We start from the raw sequence: 12,231 nt of genomic DNA, 5'->3' as shown, positions 1-12,231 counted from the left end.
GCTGTAGTGCGGCGCGCCCTCACGGGCCGCCGGCCCGGCGCGCGCCGGTCAGTCGAAGCTGAGGCGCACGCTCGACACTGCGTGCCCGCCGTCGACCCGGGTCGACACGCCGAACGCCTGGAGGGGCGCGACGTAGGAGATCCAGGAGTCGTCGCCGCCCAGCGCGTCGATGTTCGCTCGGGCGATCTTCTCGATCGCGTCGATGTCGACGAACATCGCCGAGCTGGCCGACTTCGCGTCGGGCACGACCGTCGTGAACGCGGGCTTGGTGCCCAGCTTGCCCTCGGCTGCGAGCTGGGCCGCGTAGTCGTCGTTCGACGCGATCACGAGGCCGTCCTCGGTCGTGGCGCTCGAGAGCTTGTCTGCCCCGGCGTCCACGAGGATCGCGTCGATCCGACCCAGGAGGTCCTCGAGCGCCGCCTTGTCACCGATCGTGCGTGCTCCGAAGCTCACGTCTCCCGGGCCCGTCACCGACGAGATGTCGTCGAGACCCGCGGAGTCGAGCGCGACGACGATCTGCTCGCCCAGGAGCGTCTTGAGGTCCTCGGGCAGCTTGATGTCGAACGACTTCTCGAGCTCGTCGACCGTCTCCTGGAAGCCGAGGCCGCTGGGCAGCAGGTCGTCGCCGTACGGGTCGTCCGTCAGGTAGTCGTCGCCGTAGAGGTCGTCGGTGCCGAGATCGGTGTCGAGGTCGTCGGCCCCCAGGCCCAGGTCGGTGCCGGTGCACGACGACATGAAGGCCTCGTCGTAGGTCCTCTTGTACTCGGCCTCCTCCTCGGCCGTGAGGCCGAGCCCGGAGAAGTCGGCGGCGTACTCGGGCTGCGCGAGCAGCGCGGCGCACTCGGCCTCGGTCACCGTGGGGAGCGTCGTCGTACCGACCGGGTTCGAGGACAGCGACCAGTCGTCGTCGAGCAGGTCGTCGCCGCCCAGGCTGCCGAGGTCCTCCAGGCCATCCAGCCCGCTGGACCCGAACGTGTCGGCGAGAGTGCTCAGCTGCTCCCACGCCTCGTCGATCGCCGCGGGGTCGACCGTGCCCGCCGACGCGAACAGCGTCGTGTCGGGGAGCCCGGTCAGGAGCGAGGTCCCCGAGCCCTCGAGCGGCGTGAGGGTCGCCTCGTCGGCGCCCACCGCGAACGCGAGCTCGAGGTGGTCGGAGCCTGCGCGCAGCGCGCCCGTGACCGAGGTGACGCCGTCGAGCTCGGCGAGCGCCGCCGTCGTCTCCTCGCTGTCGCCCTGACCGGCGAGGGAGTCCTCCAGCAGGCCCTTGGCGCCCTGGACGTCCACCCACACCGAGACCAGCCCGGCGTCGCCCAGGGCCTTCCTGTCCGCGCTGAACAGCGGGTCGTCGGCGAGCGGGGCCTTGTTCGCGGCGGACGCGACGTCCGCGGCAGCGAGCGTCTCGGACGTGATGAGCGCGTACCCGTCGGTGAACGCGACCTGTGCGGGCTCGATGCCGTCCCCGCAGCCCAGCTCGGACTCGATGGCCGTGCGGGCAGCGCCCTCGTCGGTCACCTGGAGGACCACGACGGGCTCGGGCTCGGCGCCGTCCTCGGTGGCCGGGAGGGACGCGAACCCCGCACGCTGACCCAGCCACGGCTCGACGTCGGCCGCGTAGTCGACCGTGCACTCGCCGCTCCCGGCGATCGCGTCGACCAGGAGCTCGCGCAGGTCCGCGGTCTCGCTCAGGTCGACGTCGAGGTCCTTCGCGAGGTCCGGGAAGCGGTTCGCGAGGCGCAGGAGGTTGACCTTCTGGGTGGCCGACGGGTCCAGGTCGACGCGCACGTAGGCGATCGTGGTGTCCGGGAGCGCGGCCTCGGGCTGCGCGCCGCCGCCGTCGAGCGTCGTGTACGCGAAGACCCCGCCGCCCACCAGGACGAGTGCGGCGGTCGCCGCACCGCCCAGGACCAGGCCCGTGCGCAGGCGCGAAGGCTTGACGGGGCCCGGGGCGGAAGGTGGGTAGCCGGCAGGCTGCTGCCACGCCCCGGAAGGGTCGGCGGGCGGGAAGGTGGGCGGCGTGGTCATGAAGAACCTCTGTGTCGGGGGCGGCGCGTCCGGCGCTGCGGGGCCGGCGGTCGCCTGAAGGCTAGTGGAGCCAGCGGGTCCGCCGCCGCCCCCTCTCATGGGGAGTTCTCCCCTCCGTGCCGGGCTGCCGCGGGGCCGTGCGGCTCGCGGCTCGTCGCGTCCCGTGTTTCTCACCCGGAGCCCGCTCCCGGACGCGGCCGGGCGGATGCGACGGTGGGGGCGCGCGCCCGGTAACCTGGGAGTTCTGATTCCCACGAGCACAAACGAGGTTCACGTGCCCACCGGCAAGGTCAAGTGGTTCGACACCGAACGAGGGTTCGGCTTCATCGCCAGCGATGAGGGAGACGAGGTCTTCCTGCACGCTTCCGCGCTGCCCGACGGCGCTGCTGCGCCCAAGCCCGGTGCCCGGGTGGAGTTCGGTGTGGCCGACGGCCGCCGCGGCCCGCAGGCGCTCGCGATCAAGCTGCTCGACCCGGCGCCTTCGGTCGCCAAGGCGCAGCGCCGCCCTGCCGAGGAGCTCGGGGTCGCGATCGAGGACCTCATCAAGGTGATGGACCAGGTGGGCGGTTCGCTGCGCCGTGGCCGCTACCCGGACGCCGCCAAGGGGGCCCAGATCGCCCGGGTCCTGCGCGCTGTCGCCGACGACCTGGAGGCATGACATGGCTGCCGTGGCCGCCGCTGAAGGACCGACCGTTCGTCGCGTGAGCGCGCGCGCCGCCAAGGACGCCGTGCTCACGGGTGCGGTGGACCTGGCGCGTGCCGCGGCGGAGCAGGTCGCCGAGCACCCCGGGGACGTCGGGGAGCACCTGGGGACCCTCGCCGTTGAGGACCGCCTGATCTCCCACCTGTTCGCCTGCACCATGCTCGGGTACCGGGGGTGGCGCTGGACGGTGACGCTCGCCCGCGTGCCGCGCGGTCGTGTCGCGACGGTCTGCGAGGTCGAGCTCCTGCCGGGCGACGGCGCCATCCTGGCCCCCGAGTGGCTGCCGTGGTCGGAGCGCCTGCGCCCCGGCGACATCGGCACGGGTGACGTGCTGCCGTTCCAGGCGGACGACCCGCGCCTCGAGCCGGGCTACGTGCCGACGGGCGACGAGGAGCAGGACGAGGTCGCGATCGAGGAGCTCGCGCTCGCCCGCGTGCGCGTGCTCTCGCCGCAGGGCCGTGACGAGGCCGCCGAGCGCTGGTACCGCGGCACGCGGGGACCCACGGCGCCGGGCGCGGTCGCGTCGAGCGCCGAGTGCGGCTCGTGCGGCTTCCTGGTCCCGCTCCAGGGGGCGCTCGGCCAGCTCTTCGCGGTCTGCGCCAACCCGTGGTCCCCGGACGACGGCAAGGTCGTGAGCCTCGACCACGGGTGCGGAGCGCACTCAGAGACGGACGTCGAGCCGCACCCGACGGACTGGCCCGCGCCGGACCCGTTGATCGACGAGATGGACGTCGAGATCGTGCAGCTCCTCGATGCCGCGCAGGCGTCGAGCGAGACGGCCGGTCCGGCGACGGACGGCGGCAGGGCGCACGTCGACGTGCCCGTCGACGTCGAGGTTCCCTCCGAGGCTGCCCCCGTGGAGCGTTCGGCCGAGGTCGAGGCGAGCATCCAGCTCGCGCTGTCGCGCATCACGCTGCCCGAGCCGGGCGCCTCGTCGGCCGACTCCACGGGTGACGGTCCGGGCGAGGAGCCGTCCGCCCCTGCCGAGGACGCCGCGCCGGACGAGCCCTCACGGTGACCGACGACGCCTTCGGGACAGCGGCCCTGCGCCGGGCTGTCTCGGAGGCGTGGCTCGCGTCGCCGACTCGCTTCCGGGAGGACGCGAACACCGAGGAGGACCACGCGCGCGGCTACTACCGCGACCGTGTGGTCGTCGAGCTCGCGCAGAACGCGGCCGACGCCGCGGCACACGCGGGCGTTCCTGGCCGCCTCGTCCTGCGCCTCGCGCCGGACGAGGCGGGTGCCTGGTGGCTCACGGCCGAGAACTCGGGCGCCCCGCTGGACGCGGCTGGTGTCGCGTCCTTGGCGTCCATGCGCGCCTCCGCGAAGCTCGCCCCGTCCGGGGCTCGCCCGGACGCCCCCGCTCCGGGGTCCGGCTCCGGCCCGACGGCGGAGCGCACCTCCGCGGTATCGGGACCCGGGCGCGTGGGCCGGTTCGGCGTGGGCTTCGCGGCCGTGCGGTCGGTGGCCGACGAGATCGTGGTCCGGTCGACGCTGGGCGGCGTCGAGTTCTCGCTCGAGCGCACGCGCGAGGCCCTGGACGGGCTGACGAGAGCTTCCGGGGCGGACCGGGCGGACGCTGACAGGCTCGCGGCCGCGGTCCGTGAGCGGGGAGCCGCGCTCCCGGTACTGCGGCTGCCGTTCCCCGCTGACCCGTTGCCAACGGTCCCGTCGCCCGCCGCGCCCGCGGACCAGGTCTCCGCTGACCCGGTGCCCACCGACCGGTCCGCCACCGACCGGGCACCCGCCGCGCCCGCGGACACCGTCGTGTCGCTGCGCCTGCGGGACGACGAGGCCGTCCAGGCCGTGCGCCGCCAGCTCGACGAGCTCGACGACGCCCTGCTCCTGGCCCTGCCCGCGCTCGACGAGGTCGTCGTGGACGTCGCGGGCGCCGGCGAGGTGCGCCGCCTCCAGGACGCCGACGCCCGGTGGACCGTGCTGCGGGACGCGGGGGAGACCCCTGCCGACCTGCTCGCGTCGCTCCCGGTCGAGCAGCGGCACGCGGGGTGGTCGCTCCTGTGGGCTCTGCCGCACGAGCCGACCGCGGTCCCGGGCCTGCTGCACGCCCCCACGCCGACCGACGAGCGGCTGACATTCCCCGCGCTCCTGATCGCGTCCTTCCCGCTCGACCCGAGCAGGCGCCACGTCCTGCCCGGTCCCGTGGCCGATGCTCTCGCGGCGAGGTCGGGCGAGGCCTACGCGCGCCTCCTCGCGCGTCTCGCGGCGCAGGGGGCGAACGGCCCGGGCTCTTCTGCGACCGGGCCGGACGCCCGGCCCGGCTCGGTCCTCGGCATCGGCCAAGGCACCGGCCACGTCCCGGCCCGCGGCGGGCACGTCCTCGGGCTCGTCCCCACCGGTCTGCCCGCGAGCGAGGTCGACGCGCGGATCCGAGACGTCGCCCTCGACGCCCTGCGGGGCACGCCGATGCTCGCCCCGGTCGGTGAGATCATGGCGGCGACGGCGCACCTGGACGGTCAGGACGAGCCGGACGCTTCACGGCACCTCGTCGCTCCACGAGACGCTCAGGTCCTTGCGGGCGAGGTGGGCCGCGATCCCGACGTGCTCCGGGTCCTCGGACGCTGGGTGCCCGGACTCGTGGACGTCCCGTCACCCTTCCTCGCGGTCGCGCGCTCGTTGGGCGTGCAGGCCCGTGACCTGGCCGACGTGCTCGACGAGCTTCCCGCGGGCATGGGCCCGCGCAGCTGGCGGGAGATCTACACGGTCCTCGCGCCGCACCGCGGCCAGCCGGGCGTGCTCGACGCTCTCGGTGCCGTCACCGTCCCGCTCGCGGACGGACGCACGGTGCGGGGGGCCCGCGGCACGCTCCTGCTCACGCCGGAAGACCAGGATCCGAGCACGGCCGACACAGCCGGCAAGGCTGGTTCCCCGCCGTTCCTCGCGCTCGCGCGCTCGCTCGGTCTGCGGCTCGTCCACCCGGAGGCCGCGCACCCGCTCCTCGAACGCCTCGGCGCCACGGTGTCCTCTGCGCGCACGCTCCTCGAGGAGCCCGCGGTCAAGGACCACGTCCTGCACCTCGCGGACGAGGCCGCGGACGGCGATCCGCTCCTGGGCGACCTCGAGGACCTCGCAGACGTCGAGCCCGCGCCGTGGACGACTCCTCCCTTGCCAGGTAGCGAGCCCGACGCCCCGCTTCCCGGCACCGAGGGGGACGTGCCCGCCCAGGTGCCCTCCGCCGTCGGGCAGGTGCTCGCCCTGGTGCGGGCCGCGCTCGACGAGGGCGCGCTGCCCACCGAGCTGCCCTTCTGGCTCGGCGAGCTCCCCCTGCCCACCGCTGACGGCGACCTGTCCCCGGCGCGCGAGTGCGTGCTGCCCGGGTCGTGGGCGGCCGAGCACCTCGACGGCCTGGTGCCGCTCGTCGCGCAGGCCGAGCCGTCGGGCGCGTGGAGCGAGGACGTGCTGCGCGCGGTCGGCGTCCAGGCGGACGTGTCGGTCTACCGGGTCGCGGACGTCCTGACCCCGTGGGCCAGGGGGACCGACCTGGCTGACGACGCGGCCGACCCGGCCGACCCGCAGTCCTGGCTCGCGGGCTGGACCGACTACCTGGACGCCCTCGCCGGCCTGCACGGCGGTGGGGCGTACGTGGGCGACCTCGACGGCGTCGCGGACCTCGACGCGGTGGCCGACGACGCCTGGCCCGCGTTCCTCGCGCGCCTCGCGCACGATCCCGACGCCCGCGCCGCGCTCCTCGCCCCCGTCCGGGGCCAGGGGAGCGCGCGGGTGGGGGACGCGCCGTCGTACACCGCGTGGTGGCTGCGCCGGCACCTCGGCGCGCCCTTCGCGGCCCAGCCCGGCACCGTCCCCTTCCTCGCCGACCCGCCCCCGGCCGTGCGCGGTCTGGACGCCGAGGTGGTGCGCGCGCTGGGCGGGGTCGTCCGGCTCGAGGACCTTGACCCGGCGGACTGGTCGGGGTACCTCGCCGCGCTGCCCGACGTCGGCACGCCCCTCCCGCTGTCCGCCTCGCTCGCGGTGTGGCGCGGGCTGGGCGCGCTCGCGGGTCGCGCCCCGGCCGCGGAGGTGCTCGACGAGCTGCCCGAGCGCCTGCCCGGCCTGCGCGCGGGCCGCGCGACGTGCGTCGCGGCCGACGACCTGGCCGTCGCGACGAGCGCCATGTGGGCGCAGGTGCGGACCGTGCTGCCCGTCGCGCCCGGCAGCGCGGGTGACGCGGTGCGCGTGGGCGAGACCCTCGCGGACCTGCTCGACCTCCCGCTGCTCGCGCCCCCGGGGAGCGTGGACGTCCCGCGGCCCGACGGCGAGGGCTCGCCTCAGGCCGTCGACGCCCGCGTCGTGGGGCTCGTCCCGGGCGTTCCGGTGCGCTGGTTCGAGCACGACGCCCTGAGCGTGGACGGCGTCGAGGTCGACTGGTGGGTGTGCGCGGGACGCGACGGGGCGCAGGTGCACGCCGCGACGACGTCGGGCCTCGCGCGGGGGCTCGCCGCCGCGGCCGGTCGCCCGGACGCGAGGCACCTGCTCGAGGTCGGGCTCCTGGACCCCGACGCGGCCGACGAGCTGCTCGCCGAGTCGGCGTGGGACCGATGACCCGCACGTCACGCACCGCATGAGCCGCACCGTTCGCCCGGGCCGCGCGACGCCGTCGGACGACGGGCCCTCGGGCATCTTCGACCGTCGGCTCGTGGGCGGCGTGTACGTCCCCACGTTCGTGTTCGAGGCCGGGGTCAGCGCGATCGTGCCCGTGATCGCGCTGACCGCACTCTCGATGGGCGCGGGGATCGCGCTCGCGGGGTTCGTCGTGGCGCTCCTGGGGATCGGGCAGATCGCCGGGGACGTGCCCGCGGGCGCGTTCGCCGCGAGGTTCGGCGACCGGCGCGCCATGATGACGGCCGCTGCGGCGTCGGTCGTGGGTCTCGTCGCGTGCGCGCTCGCGCCCAACCTGTGGGTCCTGGGCGCCGGGGTGTTCTGCGTCGGCATGACCAACGCGGTCTTCATGCTCGCGCGCCAGGCCTACCTGACCGAGGTCACTCCCGTGCTCAAGCGCGCCCGCGCGCTGTCGACCCTCGCGGGTACGCACCGGATCGGGGCGTTCGTCGGCCCGTTCGCCGCGGCGGCCGTGCTCGCGGTGTGGGACCTGCAGGCCGCGTACTGGCTGGCCGTGGGGACGAGCCTGCTCGCGGGGCTCGTGACCCTCGTGGTGCCCGACGTCGCGGCCCGGTCCACCGAGCACCGCCGGACCGTGACCCCCGTGAGCTTCCGGACCGTCCTGGTCGAGAACCGGCGGGTCTTCGCGACGCTCGGGCTCGCGGTCGTCATGGTCGGTGCGACGCGCGCGGCCCGCCAGGTCGTGCTGCCCCTGTGGTCGGAGCACCTGGGGTTCAGCCCCGCGACGACGAGCGTGATCTTCGGGCTGTCCGGCGCGGTCGACATGCTGCTCTTCTACCCGGCCGGCAAGGTCATGGACCGCATGGGCCGGCTGTGGGTCGCGATCCCCTGCATGGTCGTGCTGGGCGGGGCGATCGTCGTCCTGCCGCTCACGAGCACGGTCGCCGGGGTGGCGGTCGTCGCGATGGTCATGGGGTTCGGCAACGGGATCGGTTCGGGGATCCTCATGACCCTCGGGGCCGACGTCGCTCCACCGGACGTGCGCGCCCAGTTCCTCGGGATCTGGCGCCTCTTCCAGGACTCCGGGGCCGCACTGGGCCCGCTCGTGGTCTCGGCGGGGGCCGCGCTCGGCAGCCTCGCGGGCGGGATCGTCGCGTCCGGGACGGTCGGGCTGCTCGGGGCGGTCGCGCTCGCGAGGTGGGTGCCCCGGTGGTCCGTGCACGCGAACCGGACCACACGCCGTCGGGCCGGGATCGAGACCTCGTCCCGATCCTGACCCGACGGTGCGTCCGGCAGCGTGCTCAGCGTGCCGAGCGGAACTGCGCCGTGAGGGGGCACTGGAACGGGTCGCGCGAGGCGATGCCCACCCGGTTGAGGTACGCGATGACGATCCGGTAGGAGTCGATCAGCGTCGTCTCGGTGTACTTGATGCCCTTGGCCTGGCAGAACTCGATGACCATGGGGCGGACCTTGCGGAGCGCGGGGCTCGGCATGCTGGGGAAGAGGTGGTGCTCGACCTGGAAGTTGAGGCCGCCCATGAAGACGTCGACCGCGCGGCCTCCGCGGATGTTGCGGCTCATGAGGACCTGGCGGCGCAGGAAGTCGATCTTGACGTCGGGCGCGATGACCGGCATGCCCTTGTGGTTGGGGGCGAACGAGGCCCCCATGAGGAAGCCGAACACGGCGAGCTCGACACCGATGAAGGCGAAGCCGATGCCCACGGGCATGAGCAGGAAGACCGCCGCGGCGAACCCGACCAGGCGGATCGTGACGAACGTGATCTCGACCGCGCGGCGCTTGACCGGCTCCTTGCCGAAGATCGTCTTGAGTCCGTTGACGTGCAGGTTGAGGCCCTCGAGGAGCAGGAGCGGGAAGAACCAGTAGCCCTGGTGCGACGCGAGCCACCCGCGGACACCGGTCTTGGGCTTCTCGAGCGTCTCGGTCTCCCACACGAGGACGCCGTTGATCATGTCCGGGTCCGTGCCCAGGACGTTGGGCTTCTGGTGGTGCTTGGAGTGCTTGTGCAGCCACCAGCCGTAGCTCAGCCCGCCGAACAGGTTCGCGATGACCAGGCTCGCCCAGTCGTTCCACTGACCCGAGCGGAAGATCTGGCGGTGCGCCGCGTCGTGCCCCAGGAACGCCATCTGCGTGAACAGCACGCCCAGCGCGCCCGCGATCGCGAGCTGCCACCACGAGTCGCCCAGCAGCACCATGCCCACGCCGCACGCGGCGAGCAGTGCCACGATGCCCGCGAACCGCGCCCAGTAGTAGGCGTAGCGACGACGCATGAGCCCGGTCTCCTGGACCATGCGGGTCAGCTCCGAGAAGTCGCTGACCTGTCGCTGGCGAGCCGACGGCGCCTTCGCCTGAGGGGGGTCGAGCTCCAGTACCGCGCTGCTAGGCGTCATCATCGTCCACTCGTCGATCGGGGGGCGGACGCAGAACAAGACGCCGCGTGATCGACTCTACGAACGGGGTGGGCGAAGAACTATGGGGTTGTCCCCCCTATCGGGAGGGCGGTGCGGGAAGCGGGGCGACGAAGGCCCCCGGCGGGTGCGGCTCACTCGGGCGAGCGGTACTCCGCACGGTTCCTGCGCTCCCACGCGAGGCCGACGAGGCCCAGCAGGAGGCCCGCGCCGCACGTGGCCGGGGCCTGGTACGTCACGTGCCCGAGCGCGAGCAGGACCAGCGAGACAGCGAGGGCGATCGCCCAGAGGGACATCCCGGCGAGGGCGACGTGGCGCAGGTCGACGCGGAGCGCCGGCGGGTTGGGGCGGCGCCGCTCCGGGTGGATCAGGAGGGAGATCATCGAGGGCACGGGACGAGTCTAGTGCGGGCGGCGTGAGCCGGGGGAGCGGGTGAAATCTGCGGCGTGACGGGCCGGCGCGGCCTGCGCGCCGAGGCGCGCGGGCACGTGTCGGTGCATGCCGAAGCCTCCTGGGGTCGGCCGTTTGCCCTCTTCCGGCGCGATGCCCTTTTCACCCGGTGACCGGCGTCACAACCTGGGCGGCCGTTCATCCTTCCAGTATGAGACGAACGGTGGACGACGGTTCCGTCCTCGCCTCGACAGCCGCTAGTATCCGAAGGCTCGATGAACGCTCAGACCTGGACGCACGTCCAGGGTTCGGGGTGACGCACCGCAGCGTCCCCCCGGAGGTCGTCTCCTCGGGACCTTTACTTGGACGGTCGTCCGACTCCCATTCCTGCCCCAGCACGCTGCATGCGCTTCCTGCCGGGAGGCGCTGAATCTCAGGGCTGAGAGTCCGAGCGTCCGCAACCTTCTCACCCGGGTGAAAAGGCCTTCACAGCATTCTTATTACCTGGGGACGGCTCCTAGTATGAGTCGTTCCGCGCAGTCAAGAAGTCGGCTGCAGGACTTTATCGAGAGGTAGCCGGGCCATGGCCGGAAGCGTCATCCACGACACGCGTCGTGGACTCCGCCACATCTTCACCGCTTCGCCTGCCGCTCCTCTCCGGGCGGCCCGTGCGTCGTTCGCCGAGGTCTCCTGGGACAGGTCCTACCGGATCCGCCTCGTGGCGACCGACACGCTCGCCATCATGGTCGGTGTCGTCGCCGCGTACTTCCTACGCTGGGACAAGTTCATCAGCCAGCCGGTCCGTGAGGACGTCGGTGTCCCGTACCTGGTCCTGAGCGTGCTGATCGGCGTCGCCTGGGCCGGCTCGCTCGCGTTCTCCAAGACGCGGGACGTGCGGATCGTGGGCAGCGGGCCCACCGAGTACCAGCGGGTCTTCGACTCCTCGTGGCGACTGTTCGCCGTCCTGGCGATCCTCGCGTTCCTCTTCCGCTTCCCGGAGGGCCGTGGCTACCTCGTGGTCGCGTTCCCCCTGGGGCTGGGCGGTCTCCTCCTGGGGCGCTACCTCTGGCGCCAGTGGCTCCACCGCAAGCGGTCTGCCGGCTCGCACCGGACCGCGGTCCTGGCGATCGGTCACCGCGACCAGGCCGAGCGGCTGATCCGCGACCTCAACGAGCGCGACAGCTCGGGCTACCGCGTCGTGGCCGTGTGCATCCCCAGCGGCCAGGTGCGAGACGGCGACTCGATCCTGGGCGTCCCGATCCTCGGTGACCTGCGGTCCGCGGGGCAGGTCGCCGCGCGCGTCGAGGCGGGGTGTGTCGCGGTGAGCGGGTCGGACGCCGTGACCGCAGAGGTCGTGCGGCACCTGAGCTGGGAGCTCGAGCCCGTCGGCGTCGACCTCATGCTCACGACCGAGCTGGTCGACGTGGCCGGCCCGCGCATCACCATCACCCCCGCCGAGTCGGTGTCGCTCCTGCACGTCGACGCCCCGCGGTTCACGGGCCCCAAGTTCGTGTTCAAGTCGATCTCGGACTGGTTCGGCGCAGCGATCCTCACGATCCTGCTCCTGCCCGTGCTGATCACGGTCGGCCTCGCGGTGTGGCTCACGAGCAAGGGACCCGTCTTCTACTCGCAGCAGCGCGTGGGTCGTAACGGCGAGACGTTCTCCATGCTCAAGTTCCGTTCGATGCGCGTCGACGCGGAGCTGGACCTCACGGCGCTCGCCCAGGCGAACGAGGGGTCGGGGCTGCTGTTCAAGATCCGCGACGACCCGCGTGTGACTCCCGTGGGCCGGTTCATCCGCCGGTACTCGCTCGACGAGCTGCCCCAGATCTTCAACGTGCTGCGAGGCGACATGAGCCTCGTGGGCCCGCGCCCGCCGCTGCCGCGCGAGGTCAGCCAGTACGAGAAGAAGGTCCGTCGCCGCCTCCTGGTCAAGCCGGGCCTCACGGGCCTGTGGCAGGTCGGCGGCCGCTCGGACCTCTCCTGGGAGGAGAGCGTGCGCCTCGACGTGTACTACGTGGAGAACTGGACCATGTTCGGGGACTTCCTGATCCTGGCCCGCACGGCGCGTGCCGTGGTGTCGGGTCACGGGGCGTACTGAGCGTCGTTCACTAG

The 12,231-nt window shown here is 73.4% G+C and carries 8 protein-coding genes; 5 read left to right on the top strand and 3 right to left on the bottom strand.

The window, feature by feature from the left end; all coding sequences use genetic code 11:
• Positions 1-48: 48 nt before the first annotated feature.
• Positions 49-2,022, bottom strand: a complete 1,974-nt coding sequence (locus ASE15_RS00570) for a DUF3352 domain-containing protein (protein ID WP_056760515.1) — start codon at positions 2,020-2,022, stop codon at positions 49-51.
• A gap of 274 nt (positions 2,023-2,296) precedes the next feature.
• Between ASE15_RS00570 and ASE15_RS00565 the strand changes: the two genes are divergently transcribed.
• From ASE15_RS00565 to ASE15_RS00550, 4 genes are read left to right on the top strand one after another with little or no spacing between them, the layout of a single operon-like run.
• Complete coding sequence (locus tag ASE15_RS00565; RefSeq protein ID WP_056645398.1) at positions 2,297-2,680, top strand: cold-shock protein; 384 nt, start codon at positions 2,297-2,299, stop codon at positions 2,678-2,680.
• A gap of 1 nt (position 2,681) precedes the next feature.
• A complete protein-coding gene (locus ASE15_RS00560) occupies positions 2,682-3,743 on the top strand; it encodes a DUF3027 domain-containing protein (RefSeq protein ID WP_056760512.1) in 1,062 nt (353 codons plus the stop codon).
• Positions 3,740-7,282, top strand: coding sequence for a hypothetical protein (locus tag ASE15_RS00555; protein WP_056760509.1), 3,543 nt, complete (start codon positions 3,740-3,742; stop codon positions 7,280-7,282). The genes ASE15_RS00560 and ASE15_RS00555 overlap by 4 nt, the downstream gene beginning before the upstream one ends.
• Before the next feature lie 19 nt (positions 7,283-7,301).
• Positions 7,302-8,576 (top strand): MFS transporter, encoded by a 1,275-nt coding sequence (locus ASE15_RS00550; protein ID WP_082618063.1) that lies wholly within the window; start codon positions 7,302-7,304, stop codon positions 8,574-8,576.
• Between the two features lie 25 nt (positions 8,577-8,601).
• On the opposite strand, the gene ASE15_RS00545 is transcribed toward ASE15_RS00550, so the two are convergent.
• Both ASE15_RS00545 and ASE15_RS00540 read right to left on the bottom strand, forming a co-directional pair.
• Positions 8,602-9,711, bottom strand: a complete 1,110-nt coding sequence (locus ASE15_RS00545) for an acyl-CoA desaturase (protein WP_231907564.1) — start codon at positions 9,709-9,711, stop codon at positions 8,602-8,604.
• A gap of 149 nt (positions 9,712-9,860) precedes the next feature.
• Positions 9,861-10,109, bottom strand: coding sequence for a DUF2530 domain-containing protein (locus ASE15_RS00540; RefSeq protein ID WP_235534132.1), 249 nt, complete (start codon positions 10,107-10,109; stop codon positions 9,861-9,863).
• 590 nt (positions 10,110-10,699) lie between these two features.
• Between ASE15_RS00540 and ASE15_RS00535 the strand changes: the two genes are divergently transcribed.
• Complete coding sequence (locus tag ASE15_RS00535) at positions 10,700-12,217, top strand: sugar transferase (protein ID WP_082618062.1); 1,518 nt, start codon at positions 10,700-10,702, stop codon at positions 12,215-12,217.
• Positions 12,218-12,231: the final 14 nt, after the last annotated feature.

Origin of the sequence: Oerskovia sp. Root22, assembly GCF_001429135.1 — a bacterium.
GTDB lineage: Bacteria > Actinomycetota > Actinomycetes > Actinomycetales > Cellulomonadaceae > Oerskovia > Oerskovia enterophila.
The sequence above is the reverse complement of the archived record's forward strand: the minus strand, read 5'-3'. Positions and strand labels throughout refer to the sequence as shown.